We start from the raw sequence: 19,937 nt of genomic DNA, 5'->3' as shown, positions 1-19,937 counted from the left end.
TAACATGAGAACTGTATCGTTCGGTATAAACATTAGCGTAGATGGCTATTGCGATCACACTGCTTTTAATCCAAGTGAAGAGCTGATGGATTATTTTACAGCAATGATGGATGACGTCGACCTGTTCTTTTTCGGCCGTGTCATGTACCAGCTCATGTTTCCCTATTGGAACGATGTCGCGAAAAATCAATCCGGCACAGCGGGTGAAAATAAATTTGCTCAAAGGCTTAGTGCTATCGATAACGTTGTTGTTTCACGATCATTGAGCAATGATGACGTGAATGTAAATACGCGGATTATCCGTAGCAGCCCTGCAGCAGAACTCTTGAAACTCAAACAACAGCCCGGTAAAAAAATTGCGGTTGACAGCGTAAGCTTGCTGCCAGAATTGATTGCAGCTGGCCTTATCGATGAGTTTAAGCTGGTTATCCATCCCGGAATCGTAGGAAAGGGAAGACCATTGCTCGAGGCCGGAAGCCTTCAGGAAAAACTTGATTTAAAGCTGGTCGATACCATAAGTTTTAAATCCGGATGTGTGGCTCTTCATTATTTGAAACAGTGAGGGAAAAACCATATTAGTATATATATTAGCGAATATATTTAAGCTCCAATGAAAATCCCGACAATACACGGATATATTGACCGTCGAATTTTAATAAACTTTACTGCGGATCCAAAAGCTGTAGAGAAAATTATCCCCTTTCCGTTTAGGCCTAAAATTTATAAGGGAAAAGCAATGGTTGGTATTTGCCTGATCAGACTGAAAAATATAAAGCCTAAGGGATTACCTTCATTTATGGGACTACATTCAGAAAATGGAGCGCACAGAATCGCAGTTGAATGGGATGAAAACGGCGAAACTAAGACAGGTGTTTATATTCCCCGCAGGGATACATCCCTGAGATTCAACGCATTGGTAGGCGGAAGGCTATTTCCGGGCAAACATTACCATGCAAAATTCAATGTGAAAGAGGAAAGCGGGAATTATCATATAGACTTTATTAGCTCAGATGGCACAGAAACACTGATTGACGCGATTGAAACGACTACCTTCAGCAACAAATCTGTTTTTGAGACCCTGGATAACGCGTCTGCTTTTTTTCGGAGTGGCGACCTGGGATATTCGCCTAATAAAGCCAAATTTGAAGGTCTCAGATTAAATACCTTTAAATGGGCAGTCCGACCACTTGAGGTACTAAACGTAAAATCGAGCTTTTTTGAAAATGAAACTATTTTTCCCAAAGGCTCAGTAGCTTTTGACAATGCGCTGTTAATGACCAACATTGAGCATGAATGGAACGCTGAAACTCACTTAAGCGCTATAATTCGGTAAACGTACTCCCTTATTTTGGGCCAAGTGACCAGCAGTTTATTTAGTTAACCGGCTTTATGGGCGGTGGTTGCATACCGCGCATACGCATTAAATTTATCACCTTTCTGCGCCAGCTGCTACGCGCCAATCTCCAATTTTTACTTGCAGGTAAGATATCGATTAAATCATGCGAGTGATTAGGTCTACGAGGCAATGCAGTATAATCTACCTCATCAAATGCGAGCAATAAGTTAATATCCTCAACAGGGCTATGCTCCCTGTCCAAATCAAATAATGATTTAAAAGTATCCTCTTTATATTTATTTTGTTTTTCTTCTAACATCACCATAAGACCGGACAATTCAATTTGCTCTGTAATAAAGTCCAGATCATAGATATCCTTCTTGGCTTTTCTGTTGCTTGCACTTACCAGCTTCAAAAGTCCGATATCTCTAAGGGACAGCGTTCGAATTCCATTATATTGTTCAAAAGGATCCAGGATGGCAATATTTTGAATTACTTCAACTTTAATTATTAACTCTTTAGATTTTCGGATAAATGCCCTTAGGAAATAAAATTGATCTCCCGCTTCCGGATCAATAATCTCTAAATGCATTAAGTCATTCCCATAGAATGTTTTAAGTTCTGAGATAATAGTTTCTAACCCAGCTTTACCAACTGCCTGATTTGAGAATAAATCAATATCGATTGACCTGCGATGATTGAATCGAAGAGCCAGGCTCGCACCTCCTGCCAAAGCAAATGCAGAAAGGCTTGGTAAAGATTGAAGTTCAACAATGGCATCTACAAGCTCTTGTGAAAGGGCTTGCTCAAATTGATCATCTAACATATATTAATTGGAATATCTGCGGAATACGGGTATATGGTATCTATGAGCAACCATTTCACAAACCTTATTACTGATTCGTTCTTTAGTTGTTTTGAGTGTATCAATAATTTCAGCGTTTGAATAAATCAACTCTAATTTTTCGATATCGTGAATAAAGGATTGTTCATCTGTCATGAAAAGAGCTCTCGGAATAATTAAATCCTGATCTACCTCAGCATCTAATTGCTCCATCCTTACATCCCAAAACAAGTGTTTAGGAAAAACAGATGATATTTTAATGGACTTATTCACACGATGAAGTTACTAAATAAGCCAAAAACAAAAAAGGCACAGCTTCTGCGATGCCTTTAATTCTTTCTGATCGTCTGCTCTTTCTGTACTCTGGAACGGACAATTATCTAACCAGTTTGTTCGGGATTTGCTGAATTTTAATGATTTTCCAGCAATCATTTGCAATTTCATTAGTTAACCGGCTTTACGGAAGGCGGTTTCATACCAAATAGGATCCAATATTTCGTCCGTTATTTAAACTCTTTTAGTTGTAACACACAAATAAATCCGGGTTACCATGGAGATCATTGACTATCGTAAATAAAAATATTTCCATCATAATGTCGTAATGTTTCTTGAAGTTCCTTTATATGGAAAAACATTTCTGGTGCAACATAATAATGCATTCTATCTCTTGATCTGCCATAGTTCGACTCTTTGCCTTCAATCATATCCTCGCGTTCATTATCCTCCCTGATCCAGATTAAGGCCTGGTTTGTTTGTTCATCTAAAATGTCATCTATGTCATTATCGTTAAGGGGTAATTCAGTCTCTGAAAAATAGGCGCGACGGCCCTTATATTGAGCATCCACACTTATTTTCCCTAGTAAAATCAACAGATAATTTAGATAATGTTTAAAAAAATCACTTGTATATAGAAAGTACGTGCCATGATATACATGATCTAAATCATTCATGTTTTCAAACTCGTGTATCTGATTTACATAAACCCAGCATTTATCTTTGGTGTAAAGTTCATAGATCGATTCAAACCCTAGATGGTCTAAAAGGGAATCAAAACCGTCTTCTGAATAATGGTTATCCCATATCCAATCAAAAACTAATCCCCAGGCAGTAACAGAGTAGTAGTCTATATGGCTACCTTGTAAAGTTTCAATAATTTCTAAAGGGTCAAATGGAGGATATCTATCTGGGTTTATTTTGTTAAAAATATAATTAGAAAAGGATTTGACATTATCCTTTTCATCTTTCAATCTTGGGAGCAAATTGTCTCTTATCTTATCTTTATTAATTTTATAGGTATATGTCTGCCTACTCATATATTGTCATTTTATTCAAAACTCAACTAATTAAATTAGTTATAAAACTAATATTTTGCAACGATTTATCTTTAGCTATATACCTGGAACTGCTAAAATTTGAGCGGACATAGCGTTAAGCTCTTTACTTAACTTTGATATTAATGAGTAAATGAGGAGAGAGAGAGAGAGTTATCCAAGAATGGCCAACTCACCGAGTAGTAACAAAAAAAGCACCGCCTTCGCGATGCCTTTAATTCTTTCCGAGCGTCATGCTCCTTTGTACCCAGGAACGGAGTTGAACCGTCACTCCCCTTGCGGAGAACAGGATTTTAAGTCCGGCGTGTCTACCAATTCCACCACCTGGGTATCCCGTAAACAAAAAATCCAAACTGCCTGGCAATTTGGAAGCTTTGTACTGAGCGGAAGACCGGGCTCGAACCGGCCACCCCGACCTTGGCAAGGTCGTGCTCTACCAAATGAGCTACTTCCGCTTGTATTGAAGAACTTTCCCGCTGATCAACAACCCGTTGTTTTTTCGTTGGGATTGCAAAGATAGGATTTGTTTTCAAATAACCAACGAAGCCATCCACTTTTTTTCAAATTTATTTAAAATTATAAATGTACATCCCTCTCCTGTAAAGAAACAGAAGAAGGATGTTGTGTACTATTCAGTACAATATAGGTTACGCGATATTATTCACAGTCAGAAAACGGTCTATCAGCCCAGCGATCTTCGTCCCCTCCTCTTCCAAAGCAAAGTGCCCCGTATCCAGTATATGCAGCTCCGCAGCAGGCAGATCTTTCAGATAAGCTTTCGCACCACTGGCAGGAAATATCTCGTCATTTGCTCCCCAGGTGATTAGCGTTGGCGGCTGATAAGTACGGAAATAATGCTGCCATTCGGCGTAATGCTCCGGGTTTGTCCTATAGGAATAAAACATGGCCATCTGTATATCCGCATTACCCGGGCGATCCAGCTTACTCTGATCGTGCTGCCATGCATCAGGACTGATCCTGCTGGGATCTTTAACACCTGTCAGATACTGCCATTTTGTGCCTTCCAAAGAAAGCATCCCTGCTACAACTTTCCTCTTCTCCTCATTGTCAGGGTCAGCCCAGAATGCATACAACGGTTCCCAGAAAGGAGACAGCCCTTCCTTGTACGCGTTACCATTCTGCACCAGCAAAGCCTGTACTTTCTCCGGATGTTTGGTCGCAATACGGTAGCCAACAGGAGCACCATAGTCCATCACATACAGGCTGTATTTTTGCAGCCCTTTCGCCACAATAAACTGATCCACTATCTCAGCCATATGATCGAAAGTATACTCAAACTGATTCACCAGCGGCATGCTGCTATTACCAAAACCAGGATAATCCGGCGCTACCAGGTGATACTTATCTCCCAAAGCGATCATCAGATTACGGAACATAAAAGAAGACGTCGGATAACCATGCAACAATAAGATCGTAGGCTTGTCCGGAGATCCCGCTTCACGATAAAATATCTCCTGTCCTTCAATGGTCAGTGTTTTATACTGCACCTGGTTAATATCAATACTCTTTGTCATTGTGATAGATTTTATTTGCTTATGATATTATGTACTAATTAGTACAAAAAGGAATAAAAAAATTTAATGGAGCACCTGCAAACTCATCTCCAGCACTTCCCTGAGATGTTCATACCCCGGATTGCTTCTCCTCGTCACATTCACACCATTCCAGAGATTGATCAGGTACTTCCCCAGCACCTCCGGCTTTGCTTTATTCTTCAGCTTCTTCTCTTCCTGTGCCTTCCTGATCACATCTGTGAAAATACTTTCCACACTTCCTAACAGTTCAGCTGCAATCAATTTAGTGTCGACATCTCCATCCGATAACTGCACCAGCGCATTCCCGATATAACACCCCTTCATCTGTTTGCTCTTAGGATCATCTGCAAGGGCCATAAAGAAGTCTTTAATCAGCTGTACCGGGTCTTTACTCACAGATAGATCATGCAGCAATTGCTTGTCAAAACGGTCAGCATATTGCCTTAATGATTTCTCATACAATTCCTTCTTCCCTCCTTTAAATGCCAGGTAAAAACTACCCTTACCGATTCCCATGGCATCAAGCAATTCATCCGCAGAAGCAGTTTCATACCCCTTCGTCCAGAATACATCCACCGCCTTTTCCACTACTTCCCGCTCGTCAAATATTTTCGGTCTTCCAGCCATCTTGTTATCATTTACAATACGAAGATACATACTGTACTAATCAGTACAAAATATATCCGCCTTTTTATTTCAAAAGAATTTCCGTACCTATTTATACAATGTGTAGTGCTTCCGTCTCCGCTATCAGCCGGGTGAAAATATCTGCTGATGAACGAATCTCAGCGCCTGCAGATGCCTGACCTGCCCATAAATTAGTGAACTCCTTCCGGTCTGCCTGCCGCGCATTAGCCCTTAAACCAGCTGTAAGAATATTCTGTATCGGGTACGGCGGAATAGTCAGACCAGACTCCTCCACGGCATCCATAAACTGATTCCTCAATCCCCTTGCCCACCGGCCTGAATAAACCCGGGTCACCGCACTATCAGTCGCCTGTGCCCGTTGTAAAGCAGTTTTATAGGAAGGAAATGCCAGACTCTCATTGCTTGCAATAAACGCTGTCCCTACCTGCACCGCCTTCGCCCCCAGCTGAAATGCCGCCCTGATAGTAACGCCACTCTTAATCCCACCCGCCGCTATTACAGACTTACCGATACGCCCCACCATCTCAGGCACTAATACAAAGGTGCTCACCTGTGGCAGCGGCCCGTCATCCAGGAAACTTCCCCTGTGCCCTCCTGCTTCTATCCCCTGTGCCACCACGGCATCTACGCCTGCCTTCTCCAGTAATACAGCTTCTTTCAGGCAGGTTGCGGTTCCCACTAACGTAATGCCATTTTGTTTAAAAGCGGCTATGGTTTCTTCATCAGGTATCCCAAACGTAAAACTGATCACAGGAATATTCTCGGCTATCAATATCTCCACCTGCTCCCGATAGTTGTAAAAACGTAAAGCATCTAACGACTGTCGCTCGAATACCAGCTGATTTTCTGCGCTGAACTTTTCCAGGAAGTCCTGCATCGCTTCTGCATCATCGCGGTTGTATTCCGGTACCTCATTAACAAACAGATTTACTGCGAAAGGTTTTCCGGTGATTGATTTTATTTTGTGAATCAGCTCCCTTGTTCTGTCCGGCGATAAACCACCAACAGGCAAAGAGCCTAATCCACCCTGCTCTGCCACAGCAGCTACCATCTCCGGAGTTGTTGTACCAAGCATAGGCGCCTGTATAACAGGATAAGTAATCTTCAGTAAGTCAGTTATTTCGTTTTTCCATTCCATAAACGATCTTTTGGGGAATTATAAAAGTACACCAAATAAAAAGGCGGATATCATCTTACTGATACCCGCCCGGATCGTCGATTGTTCTATTGTGCTATGATCTCTTTTCCTCTCTGTAAAGTACCATACCTGCATGATAAAGTACCCCCTCACGAAAATCCCCGTCTGCTGTAAATCCTGTATCATCTTTATAATCGATATGATCTCCGGTTAACTTGTAACTTCCCTGGTATGCACTCTTCCTGTTCCCTCTTGCTTCATCGTATCTTCCTCCTGGCAACAACTCATGACGGATATAACCATCAGCAGTTACCCATACCCCTACATATTTGTTGTTATCTTCCATTGTACCTTCCTTTTTTAAGTGCAAAATGAATTAACTCAGTAACATAATTCCTTAACAGATCGTATTTATACAAATAGTCTGAAGACAGCTCATCCAGCATACGACCAAAAATCCCACTCACCACTCCTTCCTGTTCCTTTGTCAGCAAACAGCACGGCTCTCCGCCTGCCATGAACATAGGCAACCTGTTGATATTCGCCTTCATCTTCTCTGTAAAAAACGGTTCCCTGAACATACATAAGAAACCAGTCTGCTCTTCTGATAATGTCTCGCATACATAAGTCACCTGCGGATTGAAAAAGACCAGTGTCGCTCCTGAAATACCGACACTTCTATCAGCATCACGGCAAAGATTATTTCCTCTTATCAGACCGATCTTATAATAGTCCGGGCGATAGGCTTTAACATGCGTGCGCTCCGATTGCACCACCTCCTCCCATCTTAATACATCAAAATGTTCACTCCCTTCCTCCAGACTATCGGCGCCACGCCTGTAAAACCTTTCCCGATCTGCCATAAAGCAACATATTATTGTTAATGATAGTGCTGCTTACGCTTCCACTCCTGTTGACACCGTCAATTCCTTCCAGCTTTCCAGTTCATTCTTCACCGCTTCCATTTTGGCGTAAGCCAGGTTATATGCATCTTCTCCCAGGTATAAATGCAACGGCGGCTGTTGTTCTCCCGCGATGCGGATAATAGCTGCTGCTCCTTTCTCAGGATCGCCGGGCTGGTTACCATTGTAAGAATGCTGGTGTACATGCAGTGCTTCACGAACATTGGTATACTCCTCAATAATATTTTTTGGTGTAACCAATGAATCAGCGGTCAGGAAGTCTGTTCTGAAATACCCCGGACCTACAATCGTTGTATGTATGCCCATTGGTTTCACTTCTACAGATAATGCTTCACTCAGTCCATCCAATGCAAACTTGGTAGCGCAATAAATACCAAAACCGGGGAAAGTACCAATGAATCCGGCAATGGAAGAAATATTGATAATATGCCCGGAACCTTGTATCCTCAGATAAGGTAACACCTTCCTGATCACATTCAATACGCCGAAAACATTCACATTAAAGTTCTCGCGGCTTTCTTCATCTGTCAGCTCTTCCAGTGCACCTGCTACGCTATATCCTGCATTATTCACAACTACGTCTATACGTCCAAACTTCATAACAGTTGCATCAATAGCATCTGACACACTTTTTTCTGACGTAAGGTCCACACTGAGTGGAAGGAAATTATCATCACTGCCTACTGCTTTACTAAGCGCGTCGATACTTCTTGATGTTGCTGCTACGGGCAAACCATTTGCCAGCAACTGTTTTACAATAGAGAGGCCTAATCCTTTAGAGGCGCCTGTTACGAACCAAACTTTTTTCTGTTCCATAGTTTCTTTTGTTTGATACAAAGTTACTGCGACTAACAGGTGCGCTCATTATACCTTTCAAAGCGATACTTATCTCTTTCAAACATCTGGTAAAAACTATACTGATCTATATGCAGAAGGTGTGGTATCCACCAGTCTCCTGAAGAACTTATTGAAGTGCGCAGGCTCTTCAAATCCAAGGCAGTAGCTGATCTCAGATATATTCCAGTCCGTATGTTTCAGTAATACTTTAGCTTCACTGACAAGGCGTTCAAAGATATGTTCAGTAGTAGTACGCCCCGTAGTTTCTTTCACTGCCCTGTTCAGATGATTCACATGAATAGATAACTGTCGTGCAAAATCATTGGCAGAACGTAATTCAAAACGTTGATCAGTCGACTCGATGGGAAACTGCCGCTCCAGCAATTCCGTGAATACAGACGTAATACGTGACTTGGCATCACTCTGATGATACAATTTCTCTGAAGGAGTTAACTTCAATGCATAATGAATAACTTCTGCCACATAATTTGTTAACAGATCATACTTATACACGTAGTCAGATCCGATCTCTTCCACCATCTTTCTAAAGATAGCACTCACTTCCGCATACTGCTTCTCATCCAGGAAATAGGCGGGTTTACCATCGCGCGCAAACATGGGAAAATCGCTAATACTCCCCCGCATCCTCTCTGAGAAAAAGCCCTCCTTAAAAATGCAGAAAAAGCCAGTGGTATCCCGGGATATTGAATTCCATGTATAGGGTACGTGTGGATTAAAGAACATCAGCGTAGGGCCCGACACTTCCGTTGTCTTATCTGCATAGTGATAGAAACCGTGACCACGGGAAAGACTAATTTTATAAAATGCCCTGCGACTATAACGGGGTGCATTTTCCCCCAAATGATCCTCTAAAGTAAACACATTAAAATGCCCCACTTCCTGTTTTAGATTAGCGGGTACTGCTATCGTCTTGCTCTGGTAAAATTCTTCCAACGTTTGTGTTTGCATAAGTTACATTATTAACTTAATAAATGATCTGAACTATCAAGGGGTAAATTCCACGCTACGAAATATTCATCAGTCCTTCCACAAATTTACACCTGCCATTTTTCCCGGTCGTTACACTAAACAAAGTGTTACTTGTAAAATTCAAACAATGCCCTTCCGGAAAAGCAAGTTCCGGGTTTTCCGGGGCGCCCTCCTGCCCTACTTTTGTCAAAAAACAGGATATGAAGACTATCATAGAACGCCTGCAGGAAAAGGACTGGCAGCAAGTAAGCAGCCATATGCATGAGCAGGGATATGCGCTCGTCAGCAGAGTGCTCAGCCGGAAAGAATGTGATGAACTGATCACTGCATATAATGCCGATAATACTTATCGTAAAACGATCTCCATGGAGCGCTACCGCTTCGGCGCAGGAGAATATAAATACTTCCGGTATCCCCTCCCGGATCTCATCACACAGATCAGAGAAACTGTATACAGCCACCTGGCGCCCATTGCCAATAAATGGATGGAAGTATTGCAGATAGAACAGCGCTTCCCCCGCACACATGAGGAATTGAAGCAGCAATGCCGGGAAAAACAACAGGATAAACCCACCATCCTGATATTAAAATATGGCATCGGCGGATTTAATACTTTACACCAGGACCTGTACGGCGATATATGGTTCCCGATGCAAGCCGTACTATTCCTCAATGAGCCGGGAGAGGATTATACAGGCGGTGAATTTGTATTGACAGAACAGATCCCCAGGGCTCAATCCAAGGCCAATGTAATGCAACCCAAAAGAGGCGACATGCTGCTGTTCACGACCAACTTCAGACCCGCAAAAGGCAGCCGCGGGTATTACCGGATAAACATGAAACATGGGGTCAGCCCTCTACATAGCGGCCACAGACACACCTTAGGCATCATTTTTCACGACGCCCTTAGCTAATACAAAACATCATTAACAAAACATAATAGGACTCCATAGGAGTCCCATTGTTTGTAGCGCGGGGTTGAAAACCCCGGGGTGTTTGTAGCGCGGGTTTTCAACCCCGGGGTGTTTGTAGCGCGGGGTTTCAACCCCGGGGTGTTTGTAGCCCGGGGTTTCAACCCCGGGGCGTTTGTAACGCGGGGTTGCCCCCCGGGAACGTTGGGGCGATAATCCCGGGGAAACGTTGGGATGCCCCCAATCAAAAAAGGGATCAGATGCGAATAACCACACCTGATCCCTTGTCTATAATTCTAATTAGACCTATATCTCCACTACAATCTTACCTGTCGCACTACGGTTCACAATCAGCGTATGCGCCTGTTCTGCGGTCTGCAGATGGAAGTGACGTGGATCCAGCAGTGGTAATATCTGACCTGCTTCCGCCATTCTCGTTGCTTCCCTTAAGATCGCTGCATGATGTTCTCTTCCCATCCCTGTCAGCATCGGCAGTAATGTGAAGATGCCCGAGTATGTTGCACCTTTGGAAGACAATGGCGCAAGACTATGTGAGCCCCATCCGAGAGAACTGATCACATGTCCGTCTTTAGACTTTACTGCTTCAAAAGATGCATCCAGTGTAACACCACCTACCGTATCAAACACAATGTCAAAACCAGCACCACGGGTGTACTTATCCACATATTCAGCCACGCTCATTGTTTCATAGTCGATATGTGTAGCACCCAACCATTCAATGACTGCCTTCTTACCATCATTATCCGTAGCATATACATCTGCGCCAAAGGCACATGCAATCTGTATCGCCATCTGTCCTACACCTCCGGATCCTCCATGTATCAGTACTTTCTGTCCGGCAAATACTTTCGCCTTATCTACCAGTCCTTCCCAGGCGGTAATGAATCCCAGCGGGATAGCTGCTGCTTCACGCATAGTTAAGTTTACCGGTTTCCTGGCAACGAGTTCCGCATCTACTGCCACATACTCCGCCAGAGAACCCTGTAATCCGGCTACTCCTCCGGTCATGCCATACACCCTATCACCGGGAGCAAAATCGGTCACACCTTCGCCGACTTCCATGACGATGCCCGCCATATCAATCCCCAAAACGGCAGGTAATGGCTGCTCCACAAGTTCTGCCTTTCCTGCCTTAATTTTCGCGTCCAGCGGATTTAAACCACTGGCCTTTACTCTTACCAGTACTTCACCATAATCTGGTCTGGGCCTGTCTATTTGTGCATATACAAACGGATCGCCATAATTCTCCAGAATGAGCGCGTGCATGTGATCTTTTTTCATAGTCTTAGCCGGTTAATCTTTTTTACTATCTGTTGTTTATAAACTCAAATTACGTGACACACCATCCGGAAGCTGCAGTTTTGGTTGAACAGGTTGGAAATGCTGCCTGACAGGCAAAAAGAACCGTCAAATGATGTAATAGCCATTCTCTATACTAAAAAGCGTTCCATTCATTAACTAATTGATCATCAGCAATTTAAAACCAATGCCAAGATGACATTATAACCATATATCGCGAATCTCCCGGTGTTTTAACGATATATAACATATCAGAAAGATCACTATCTTACCTGCATGAAACACCTGTTGCTTTCCCTCCTGCTGTTAAGTACTACCACACTGCTTTCCGCACAGTCGAAGACCAGTAAAAACACGGCCTATTTTCCCACAAAAGATAATTGGCAGCATCGCGCTCCGGCTGACATGGGACTAGACGCTGCAAAACTGGCAGCTGCCATACAATTCGCGAAAGACAATGAGACAAAAGCACCCCGCAATATGGAGATCGCGCAGGCACTGAGTTTCGGAAAAGAGCCTTTCAGCGCGGGTATCGGGCCTTTTTCAACAAGAGGAGATGCTACCGGCGTGATTGTGTATAAAGGTTATATCGTGGCAGAATGGGGCGAACCGACACGTGTTGACATGACACATAGCGTGACTAAAAGTTTTCTTTCTGTAGTCGTAGGACTGGCAGTGGATAGAGGTCTTATCTGCAGCGTACTCGATATCGTGTCACATTATGTGCCACCCATTGAAGTGTATAATCCGGCAGCCATTGGCCCGGGCGCTGAACAACTGGGACAACCACAGTTGCTGTATCCTTTTGCAGGCGCGCATAACAGTACACTCACCTGGGATGTCATGTTACGGCAAACAAGCGATTGGGAAGGTACATTGTGGGGTAAACCCGATTGGGCTGACAGACCAGAAGGAAATGCGTCAGAATGGATGACAAGAAAACGGAATATTCCCGGCACGGTATGGAAATATAATGACGTGCGAGTAAACGCCCTGGCCCTCGCCGCTACCAGCGTATGGCGTAAGCCATTGCCACAGGTGCTGAAAACAAATATCATGGACGAAATCGGCGCCTCTGATACCTGGAGATGGAATGGTTACCGTAATTCCTGGATAGTGCTGGATGGTGCTGCTGTACAATCTGTCAGTGGCGGCGGACACTGGGGAGGCGGTATGTTCATCCATGCCTATGACATGGCCCGTTTCGGACTGCTGACATTACACAGAGGGAACTGGAACGGAAAACAACTCATCTCCGAACAATGGGTAAAACAATCCCTTACACCTACTGCTGCAAAGCCCACATATGGGTATATGAACTGGTTCCTGAATACAGGAAAAGAGTTATTGCCCAGCGCCCCTGCAGATGCTTTTGTACATATCGGTAATGGTACAAACCTCATCTACGTAGACCCTAGTCATGAACTTGTTGCGGTAGTAAGATGGATAGAAAATAAATCCATGGATGATATGATCAGACATATCCTGGCCGCCTTCAGACAATAACGCGCATTACGCGTTTATTGCTTCCAGCGGAAAGAGCCGGCCTATACTGATCCGGGCAATCCTGAAATTGCGCCATTGCTGGCTATTGCATTCCAATGGAGAGATGCGATCAATGAAGGTTTCAAGCCGCTCAAAATATATTCTGTTGTTCGCTGTATTTTCTGCAAATGCAGAGATGATGCTTCCCACTTCTGTATCGCTAACGGCCTGTTTCAATTGCTCAATTACTAATAACGCCTGTTCGCTAATTCTCATTTGTACAGTTTTTATTACCTGGCTTACCCATCCTGCGAAAGCGGATAGATGTTTCATTTGCTGTAATTCCGGCCGCAAATATACCTTCTACAATTTAACATACCAACAACACATTAAAGAGAAGCTGAATATATTCATAAAAACTTTATATTTGCCCATAACACCAATCCTATACTTTATGAAAACCATCTTTTTCCTGCCTGTTCTCCTGATCAGCTTATGGTGCAATGCCCAGGACGGCCTATATCCTTATGCTGAAAAAGACAAATGGGGCCTCACCAATAAAAAACACACGGTTGTCATGGAACCTCAATTCGACAGTATACACCTGTTTGAAGGTGAATACGCCCGGGTTGAGAATAATAAAAAAGTGGGCGTGATACATTCTTCCGGTAGAATTGTATACCCCTGCTCCTATACTGATATTCCTTTTATATCTCCCAATGGCATGGCCATCGCTAAAGTGCAGAAAGGATACATTCTGTTGGATCCATCCACCGGTAAGCAAAAAGGAACGCTTCTATTTGAATTACCCGGTATGACGCCCATCTCAAAAACAGCTAACCTGCTGCTCGCAAAAAAAGAAGGGAGTGTTGGTATCGTGAATATGACCACTGGTGAACCTGTCTCTAAAAAATTCCCTTACGACGACGCAGAATTCTTTGATGAAAAATCATTAAAGGACTATGTGATCGTTAACATCAGCGATAAATACGGTGTAGTAGAAGCCCTGACCGGCAAAGAGATCATCCCCGCATCTTATAGTGAAATAAAGGGTGCTTCTGATGGTACACAAGACCTGATCAAAGCTACCACAGATGATGAACGTGTCGTTTATTTTGACGCCCGGGGTAAACAGGTATCGGCGGCAGTTGCCAAAGCAGCGAAAAAAGTGGAAGATGATATGGATAAAACCAGCAGTGAGGGCGGACTGAAAGATGACTCCAAAAAAGACCTGCACATTTATAAACTGGCAAATGAAAAGTGGCGGATCACACTGGAAGAACGCATATTCCAGCATCCGAAAGTGCTGGATAGTATCGACATCAACGGATATACAACGCTGGTGTATATGTCCTATCACCCACAGCTGGCTAAATACCCAGGTAAGATAAAAGCGGTGAAAAACGGAAAGGCAGGTGTGATCGATATGAAGGGTAATGTGCTTATCCCATTGATCTATGATGATGTGACCTACCGGGAAGACAACATCGGCCACTATGCTTTCGTAGAAACAAAAGTGGGTAACAGGGTCGGTGTAATCCCCGCTGAATCTATGAAAGAACTGAAAAAGCCGGTGCTGGCACGTGTAATTGACGAAGACGTAAACCGCCAGGCATTACTGATACAGGTAGCCAGTGGTACGAGAGGTTATATGGATAAAATAACCGGAGAGGTCTACATCCCGGGATATAAGGAATAGTTGCTTCAACAACGATACAAGGAAGCCGCCTCATCGATTTGAGGCGGCTTTTCTATTGCAGATACTTCAAGTCCCACCATCATCTGTTCCGTACAGGCTGCTGAAAGCGTCTCATTTCGCTCCGTTCTTTCCTGTTATTCATAAATAAACCATCGTCTACCCATATATAACCCATATATAACCCATACCTCTTAGATATGGATTATATATGGGTTGTATATGGCTTATATATGGGTTATATATGGGTTATCTCCCTGAATGCACTAGGATAGCGACTTCACAAGGAGTATATAAATATCTTATTGTGTATACCCTTAGTAAATAATAGTTTCTGAAATAAATAAAAGTATTATATCAGCCTTAAATGCCTGTTTTGAGGTTATTGAACATCTATTTTGAGGACTTCATCCTATGGCATATTAATCTTCCAGCAGTGATTTCACCAGCGCCTTCCATTGTAATTTTGAAATACCGATGGCTCCGCCGACACCTATTACGGCATTGCGGATCTTATCTTTCGTTTCCTCAGCCTCAGTATTTGGTACTTCATTCCTTCCATATACGGTAGCTGTCACCTCTTCCCCGTCCCTGGTGATCACAAATGAACTGGTCGCTTCATCTTTCAGGAAATGGGCTGTGCCGGCATGTTTCTGCAGCGGATGGCCTGTGGGCCTTGCCCGGATGAAAAATACCTGTTGCCGGTCGTTCAGCCGCACGTCTTCCATCTGCTCTATCAATACCCAGTCATAGCCCTTACCTACACTGTTGCCCGGACCGGGTATATCAATGCGGATGTGTAGTCCGGCATTGGCAGGGCCCTCTACTTCTTCTCCCAGTTTATCCACCAGCTGAAATTCTGAAGATAAAGCTCCACATAAATTTCCCCACTCGTTAACATGCTGCAGCCTGCTGACTGCACGCTCAAAAATTGCAATAGCGGCCTGTTCGTTGCCGGCCTGCCTTTCTGCGAACGTTTCCGTCTCCTCTCCTGTGTACTGTACAGGAATGAACGGCGCTGAAATATGATCTGGCATACAATTGATTTAAGGTAATATACTGTCAAAATTTTATGCCAGAACAAACACAGCTGATATGGACAATCCATCACCCGTTATTTTAACGATCAATTGTGGCTCTTCCAGTCTCAAGTTTGCACTTTTCGAGCTGTCTTCTTTGCGCTTGATCAGCCAGGGAAACATCCAGGACATTGGCGGCGAAAGCAGTATCCGCCTGATGGACAGAGCCGGTCATGAAGAGCGTGTCACACAGTCCGTTACTGACCTGGATGCGGCTATCACCTTCCTGGTGGAACTGCTGAAAGAAAGTTACAGCCCATATGCTATTCATGCCATCGGCCACAGAATTGTACAGGGGGGCAGGGAACACTATCTGCCTGAATTGATAACCACCCAGCTGCTGCAAACATTTGAAACACTGATCCCATTGGCCCCGGGTCATTTACCTGCAGAAATAAAGGCGATACATGCATTTGAAAACGCTTATCCCGGTACGCCGCAGGTAGCCTGCTTTGATACAGCCTTCCACAAAGACATGCCTTTCAGCGCCCGGCATTTTGCCATTCCCAGGCACCTGTGGAATGATGGTGTGATCAGGTACGGCTTTCATGGATTATCATATGAGTACATTTATCAACAACTGATGCAAGTAGCGCCCCAGGAAGCCAACGGAAGGATCGTTATTGCCCATCTTGGTAATGGAGCCAGTATGGCTGTGATAAAAGATGGCAGAAGCCTGGATACAACAATGGGACTGACGCCCGCTGGCGGACTGGTCATGAGTACCCGCTCCGGCGATCTTGATCCCGGCGTGATCCTTTATCTGCTGAAAGAAAAACATTTCATCAGTGAAAGAGCTTTGAACGAACTGCTCAACAAACAATCCGGATTAAAAGGCGTTTCCGGTAATTCATCAGACATCAAAACCTTACTTGAACAGGAGGCCAAAGATTACCGGGCTGCTGAAGCCATTCAGCTATTCTGCTACCAGGCAAAGAAATATATCGGCGCATTAACAGCAGCTGCCGGCGGTATCGATACACTGGTATTCACCGGTGGTATCGGGATACATGCACCGGTCATCAGAGAGAGGATCTGTGAGGATCTTGAATACCTGGGCATCGTGGTAGATCCTTTCCTGAATAATGACAAGAACGATATCATCTCTCCTTCCGGCAACCGGGTCACGGTTCGCGTGATGGCGACCAATGAAGAACTCATTATTGCGCAGCATACACAAGCATGCCTGCAGTCACATAAAACCATACAATATGGCAATACTCACACCTGAACAGATCCATGATATGCATGCCTATTGGGAGGCATCCAACTATCTCGCCGCCGCCCAGATCTACCTGCAAGCTAACCCATTACTGAAAGAGCCCTTGTTACCCGAACACATTAAACCCCGTCTGCTAGGGCATTGGGGTACTTCTCCCGGTCTCAACTTCATCTATGTACATCTTAACCGGCTGATCAGGGATACAAATGCCAGCATCCTGTTTGTATGCGGGCCCGGACATGGCGCTCCGGCCGTAATGGCCAATGTTTACATGGAAGGCACTTATACAGAAACCTATCCTGATATCACACAAGACGAGAAAGGCCTGAAACAATTTTTCCGGCAGTTCTCCTCTCCCGGCGGTATTCCCAGTCATGTGAGCCCGCATACACCCGGCTCCATACACGAAGGCGGGGAGTTAGGCTATTCCCTCGCACATGCTGCCGGGGCTGTAATGGATAATCCCGATCTTATAACCGCGTGTGTGGTGGGCGACGGAGAAGCGGAAACAGGACCATTGGCGGGAAGCTGGAAACTCAATAGTTTTCTCAATCCGGTACGCGACGGCGCGGTACTGCCTATACTGCATCTGAACGGTTACAAGATATCCGGGCCTACTGTAATGGGACGTATGTCAGACACCAGACTGGCTACACTTTTTGCAGGATATGGTTATATGCCCCTGTTTGTAAAAGCAAAAGAGACGGAGGAGGTTCACCAGGAAATGGCTGCTGCGCTGGATACTGCTTATCAGCAGATCAGGGAGATACAGGACAATGCCAGAAGCAGTAAGAAACACACGGAATCCCTTCACTGGCCAATGATCATATTACGTTCCCCCAAAGGATGGACAGGCCCTGTCATGTGGAAAGGGAAACGTATAGAGGGCACCTTCCGCTCCCACCAGGTGCCACTGATGGATGTAAAGGAAGACCAGGACCAGCTGGCCTTGCTGGAACAATGGTTGCGCAGTTATAAACCGGAAACACACTTCACCCCCGAGGGCCGCCTGCTGCCTTCACTGGCACAGCTGGCGCCTACAGGCGATAAACGCATGGGGGCAAATCCCTATGCCAATGGAGGAAAGACGGTGCAACCACTGGACATGCCCGACTTTAGCCTATATGCGGTAGAAGTGACAAAGCCGGGTGTTACTATTGCAGAATGTACAAGGGAACTGGGAAAGATGCTGAGAGACGTCTTTAAACTGAATGCTGAGAGTAGCAACTTCCGCCTGTTCTGTCCTGATGAAACCACCTCCAACCGGCTGAATGCTGTATTCGAAGCTACGGACCGCTGTTTTATGGAACCGCTGCTGGACGACGATGACCATCTCTCTCCTGATGGCAGGGTCCTGGAAGTACTAAGTGAGCACCTTTGCCAGGGATGGCTGGAAGGATATCTACTCACGGGCAGACACGGCATATTTCCCTGTTATGAGGCTTTTGTTACCATTGTGGACTCGATGTTCAACCAGCATGCGAAATGGCTGAAAATGTGCCTGGAAATCCCCTGGAGGAATGATCTCCCCTCACTCAACTACCTGATCACCTCTCATAGCTGGCGACAGGACCATAATGGGTACAGTCATCAGGGACCTGGGTTCATTGATACCGTCGTGAATAAAAAGAGTTCCGTCATCCGCATTTACCTGCCCCCGGATGCCAACTGCCTCTTATCGGTGATGGATCATTGCCTGAAGAGTAAAAATTATGTCAACCTTGTTGTGGCAGGCAAGCAACCGGCTTTACAATGGCTGAACATTGCCCAGGCTACAGCGCACTGTGCACAGGGAGCATCCGTCTGGGATTGGGCCAGCAATGACAATCATGAGAAACCGGATGTCGTGCTTGCATGTGCAGGTGATGTACCTACATTAGAAACAATTGCAGCCGCATGGTTACTTCGGAAGCATATTCCCGACTTAAAGGTGAGAGTGGTAAATGTGGTGGACCTGATGTCGCTTTCCCCGAAAGACTATCATTCGCACGGACTGGAAACTGCACTTTTCACGGAGTTGTTCACAGATGATGCGCCGGTAATATTTGCCTTTCACGGCTATGTGAGGATCGTGCACGACCTGGTACACGGACGGCCCGATCCGGCCCGCTTCCATGTAAGAGGATTTATCGAAGAAGGTACTACCACCACACCATTCGATATGGTGGTGCTCAACAAAATAAGCCGCTTTCATCTGGCCATCGCAGCCATAGAAAGAACAGAAAAGACGCTGGAAAAAGGTGATGCTGTGATCAGTCTTTTTGAAAATAAACTACGTATGCATAGTATCTACATCCGGGAATGCCTGGAAGACATGCCCGATATCAAAAACTGGAAGTGGGAAGATCTAAAATAAAAACACCGGAATAGGACTATTCCGGTGTGCTGCTTAAACCTACAACTGTTACATTATCTGTAATCAAATATTTTTCTGTTACAAAAGTAAGCGAGCATTTTTGTATCGTCACTGTACGAAAGCTGGATTTTATTGGACAAATCGCGGTTTTTTATCAAAACCATTTCATTCTCACAGATATTATGACCTTTTATAAATGAAAACACCGGAATAGGAATACTCCGGTGCACTACTTAAAACCTACAACTGTTACACTGTATGTAAC

20 protein-coding genes and 2 tRNA genes are annotated in these 19,937 nt (G+C 44.5%); 7 read left to right on the top strand and 15 right to left on the bottom strand.

All coding sequences use genetic code 11. The annotated features are described in order from the left end of the window. Positions 1 to 4: 4 nt before the first annotated feature. Entirely contained in the window at positions 5 to 562 is a 558-nt protein-coding gene (locus CLV42_RS12370) for a dihydrofolate reductase family protein (RefSeq protein ID WP_106602226.1), read from the top strand. A gap of 48 nt (positions 563 to 610) precedes the next feature. Beyond that, entirely contained in the window at positions 611 to 1,333 is a 723-nt protein-coding gene (locus CLV42_RS12365; RefSeq protein WP_106602225.1) for a DUF2071 domain-containing protein, read from the top strand. Between the two features lie 40 nt (positions 1,334 to 1,373). Here CLV42_RS12365 and CLV42_RS12360 read toward each other — a convergent pair whose 3' ends face one another. The 12 genes from CLV42_RS12360 to CLV42_RS12305 form a co-directional block, all read right to left on the bottom strand. After that, entirely contained in the window at positions 1,374 to 2,162 is a 789-nt protein-coding gene (locus CLV42_RS12360; protein WP_106602224.1) for a nucleotidyl transferase AbiEii/AbiGii toxin family protein, read from the bottom strand. Between the two features lie 3 nt (positions 2,163 to 2,165). Then, entirely contained in the window at positions 2,166 to 2,453 is a 288-nt protein-coding gene (locus tag CLV42_RS12355; RefSeq protein WP_106602223.1) for a DUF6922 domain-containing protein, read from the bottom strand. Between the two features lie 284 nt (positions 2,454 to 2,737). Further along, positions 2,738 to 3,493, bottom strand: coding sequence for a hypothetical protein (locus tag CLV42_RS12350; RefSeq protein ID WP_106602222.1), 756 nt, complete (start codon positions 3,491 to 3,493; stop codon positions 2,738 to 2,740). Positions 3,494 to 3,755: 262 nt separating this feature from the next. Continuing rightward, positions 3,756 to 3,841 (bottom strand) — tRNA-Leu (locus CLV42_RS12345). 52 nt (positions 3,842 to 3,893) lie between these two features. Then, a tRNA-Gly gene (locus CLV42_RS12340) sits at positions 3,894 to 3,966 on the bottom strand. A 192-nt stretch (positions 3,967 to 4,158) separates the two neighbouring features. Continuing rightward, positions 4,159 to 5,046 carry an alpha/beta fold hydrolase gene (locus CLV42_RS12335; RefSeq protein WP_106602221.1) on the bottom strand — a complete coding sequence of 296 codons (888 nt, stop codon included), beginning with the start codon at positions 5,044 to 5,046 and terminating at the stop codon, positions 4,159 to 4,161. Between the two features lie 63 nt (positions 5,047 to 5,109). Continuing rightward, on the bottom strand, positions 5,110 to 5,694 hold the full coding sequence (locus CLV42_RS12330) for a TetR/AcrR family transcriptional regulator (protein WP_106602482.1): 585 nt from the start codon (positions 5,692 to 5,694) through the stop codon (positions 5,110 to 5,112). A gap of 91 nt (positions 5,695 to 5,785) precedes the next feature. Continuing rightward, positions 5,786 to 6,853: an NAD(P)H-dependent flavin oxidoreductase gene (locus CLV42_RS12325; RefSeq protein WP_106602220.1), complete on the bottom strand. Its 1,068-nt coding sequence runs from the start codon at positions 6,851 to 6,853 to the stop codon at positions 5,786 to 5,788. Between the two features lie 94 nt (positions 6,854 to 6,947). Next, on the bottom strand, positions 6,948 to 7,199 hold the full coding sequence (locus CLV42_RS12320) for an Atu4866 domain-containing protein (protein WP_106602219.1): 252 nt from the start codon (positions 7,197 to 7,199) through the stop codon (positions 6,948 to 6,950). Further along, positions 7,189 to 7,716, bottom strand: a complete 528-nt coding sequence (locus CLV42_RS12315) for a hypothetical protein (RefSeq protein ID WP_106602218.1) — start codon at positions 7,714 to 7,716, stop codon at positions 7,189 to 7,191. Before CLV42_RS12315 ends, CLV42_RS12320 begins: the two co-directional genes overlap by 11 nt. 33 nt (positions 7,717 to 7,749) lie before the next feature. Further along, positions 7,750 to 8,592, bottom strand: a complete 843-nt coding sequence (locus CLV42_RS12310) for an oxidoreductase (protein ID WP_106602217.1) — start codon at positions 8,590 to 8,592, stop codon at positions 7,750 to 7,752. 96 nt (positions 8,593 to 8,688) lie between these two features. After that, positions 8,689 to 9,582, bottom strand: coding sequence for a helix-turn-helix domain-containing protein (locus CLV42_RS12305; RefSeq protein WP_106602216.1), 894 nt, complete (start codon positions 9,580 to 9,582; stop codon positions 8,689 to 8,691). Between the two features lie 221 nt (positions 9,583 to 9,803). On the opposite strand from CLV42_RS12305, the gene CLV42_RS12300 reads away from it, so the two are divergent. Beyond that, the gene (locus tag CLV42_RS12300; protein WP_106602215.1) at positions 9,804 to 10,517 is read left to right on the top strand and encodes a 2OG-Fe(II) oxygenase; all 714 of its coding nucleotides are present in this window, start codon (positions 9,804 to 9,806) and stop codon (positions 10,515 to 10,517) included. A gap of 303 nt (positions 10,518 to 10,820) precedes the next feature. Here CLV42_RS12300 and CLV42_RS12295 read toward each other — a convergent pair whose 3' ends face one another. Continuing rightward, on the bottom strand, positions 10,821 to 11,816 hold the full coding sequence (locus CLV42_RS12295) for a zinc-dependent alcohol dehydrogenase family protein (RefSeq protein ID WP_106602214.1): 996 nt from the start codon (positions 11,814 to 11,816) through the stop codon (positions 10,821 to 10,823). Positions 11,817 to 12,110: 294 nt separating this feature from the next. On the opposite strand from CLV42_RS12295, the gene CLV42_RS12290 reads away from it, so the two are divergent. Continuing rightward, positions 12,111 to 13,340 carry a serine hydrolase domain-containing protein gene (locus CLV42_RS12290; RefSeq protein ID WP_170117485.1) on the top strand — a complete coding sequence of 410 codons (1,230 nt, stop codon included), beginning with the start codon at positions 12,111 to 12,113 and terminating at the stop codon, positions 13,338 to 13,340. Between the two features lie 6 nt (positions 13,341 to 13,346). On the opposite strand, the gene CLV42_RS33895 is transcribed toward CLV42_RS12290, so the two are convergent. Next, complete coding sequence (locus CLV42_RS33895; RefSeq protein ID WP_170117484.1) at positions 13,347 to 13,595, bottom strand: hypothetical protein; 249 nt, start codon at positions 13,593 to 13,595, stop codon at positions 13,347 to 13,349. A gap of 178 nt (positions 13,596 to 13,773) precedes the next feature. On the opposite strand from CLV42_RS33895, the gene CLV42_RS12285 reads away from it, so the two are divergent. Next, complete coding sequence (locus CLV42_RS12285) at positions 13,774 to 15,018, top strand: WG repeat-containing protein (protein WP_170117483.1); 1,245 nt, start codon at positions 13,774 to 13,776, stop codon at positions 15,016 to 15,018. A 419-nt stretch (positions 15,019 to 15,437) separates the two neighbouring features. Here the strand turns inward: CLV42_RS12285 and CLV42_RS12280 are convergent, their stop codons facing one another. Beyond that, a complete protein-coding gene (locus CLV42_RS12280; protein WP_106602211.1) occupies positions 15,438 to 16,052 on the bottom strand; it encodes a hypothetical protein in 615 nt (204 codons plus the stop codon). Positions 16,053 to 16,110: 58 nt separating this feature from the next. Between CLV42_RS12280 and CLV42_RS12275 the strand changes: the two genes are divergently transcribed. Further along, positions 16,111 to 17,325, top strand: a complete 1,215-nt coding sequence (locus tag CLV42_RS12275) for an acetate/propionate family kinase (protein WP_106602210.1) — start codon at positions 16,111 to 16,113, stop codon at positions 17,323 to 17,325. Beyond that, positions 17,306 to 19,672, top strand: a complete 2,367-nt coding sequence (locus CLV42_RS12270; protein ID WP_106602209.1) for a phosphoketolase family protein — start codon at positions 17,306 to 17,308, stop codon at positions 19,670 to 19,672. Before CLV42_RS12275 ends, CLV42_RS12270 begins: the two co-directional genes overlap by 20 nt. The last annotated feature ends 265 nt before the right edge of the window (positions 19,673 to 19,937 follow it).

Origin of the sequence: Chitinophaga ginsengisoli, assembly GCF_003014595.1 — a bacterium.
GTDB classification, from domain to species: Bacteria; Bacteroidota; Bacteroidia; order Chitinophagales; family Chitinophagaceae; genus Chitinophaga; species Chitinophaga ginsengisoli.
The sequence above is the reverse complement of the archived record's forward strand: the minus strand, read 5'-3'. Positions and strand labels throughout refer to the sequence as shown.

What these genes read in the sequence shown, in the direction of transcription:
- CLV42_RS12370 (WP_106602226.1), top strand. Translation starts at nt 5, where the DNA reads ATGAGAACTGTATCGTTCGGTATAAACATTAGCGTAGATGGCTATTGC.
- CLV42_RS12365 (WP_106602225.1), top strand. Translation starts at nt 611, where the DNA reads ATGAAAATCCCGACAATACACGGATATATTGACCGTCGAATTTTAATA.
- CLV42_RS12360 (WP_106602224.1), bottom strand. Translation starts at nt 2,162, where the DNA reads ATGTTAGATGATCAATTTGAGCAAGCCCTTTCACAAGAGCTTGTAGAT.
- CLV42_RS12350 (WP_106602222.1), bottom strand. Translation starts at nt 3,493, where the DNA reads ATGAGTAGGCAGACATATACCTATAAAATTAATAAAGATAAGATAAGA.
- CLV42_RS12335 (WP_106602221.1), bottom strand. Translation starts at nt 5,046, where the DNA reads ATGACAAAGAGTATTGATATTAACCAGGTGCAGTATAAAACACTGACC.
- CLV42_RS12330 (WP_106602482.1), bottom strand. Translation starts at nt 5,694, where the DNA reads ATGGCTGGAAGACCGAAAATATTTGACGAGCGGGAAGTAGTGGAAAAG.
- CLV42_RS12325 (WP_106602220.1), bottom strand. Translation starts at nt 6,853, where the DNA reads ATGGAATGGAAAAACGAAATAACTGACTTACTGAAGATTACTTATCCT.
- CLV42_RS12320 (WP_106602219.1), bottom strand. Translation starts at nt 7,199, where the DNA reads ATGGAAGATAACAACAAATATGTAGGGGTATGGGTAACTGCTGATGGT.
- CLV42_RS12315 (WP_106602218.1), bottom strand. Translation starts at nt 7,716, where the DNA reads ATGGCAGATCGGGAAAGGTTTTACAGGCGTGGCGCCGATAGTCTGGAG.
- CLV42_RS12310 (WP_106602217.1), bottom strand. Translation starts at nt 8,592, where the DNA reads ATGGAACAGAAAAAAGTTTGGTTCGTAACAGGCGCCTCTAAAGGATTA.
- CLV42_RS12305 (WP_106602216.1), bottom strand. Translation starts at nt 9,582, where the DNA reads ATGCAAACACAAACGTTGGAAGAATTTTACCAGAGCAAGACGATAGCA.
- CLV42_RS12300 (WP_106602215.1), top strand. Translation starts at nt 9,804, where the DNA reads ATGAAGACTATCATAGAACGCCTGCAGGAAAAGGACTGGCAGCAAGTA.
- CLV42_RS12295 (WP_106602214.1), bottom strand. Translation starts at nt 11,816, where the DNA reads ATGAAAAAAGATCACATGCACGCGCTCATTCTGGAGAATTATGGCGAT.
- CLV42_RS12290 (WP_170117485.1), top strand. Translation starts at nt 12,111, where the DNA reads ATGAAACACCTGTTGCTTTCCCTCCTGCTGTTAAGTACTACCACACTG.
- CLV42_RS33895 (WP_170117484.1), bottom strand. Translation starts at nt 13,595, where the DNA reads ATGAGAATTAGCGAACAGGCGTTATTAGTAATTGAGCAATTGAAACAG.
- CLV42_RS12285 (WP_170117483.1), top strand. Translation starts at nt 13,774, where the DNA reads ATGAAAACCATCTTTTTCCTGCCTGTTCTCCTGATCAGCTTATGGTGC.
- CLV42_RS12280 (WP_106602211.1), bottom strand. Translation starts at nt 16,052, where the DNA reads ATGCCAGATCATATTTCAGCGCCGTTCATTCCTGTACAGTACACAGGA.
- CLV42_RS12275 (WP_106602210.1), top strand. Translation starts at nt 16,111, where the DNA reads ATGGACAATCCATCACCCGTTATTTTAACGATCAATTGTGGCTCTTCC.
- CLV42_RS12270 (WP_106602209.1), top strand. Translation starts at nt 17,306, where the DNA reads ATGGCAATACTCACACCTGAACAGATCCATGATATGCATGCCTATTGG.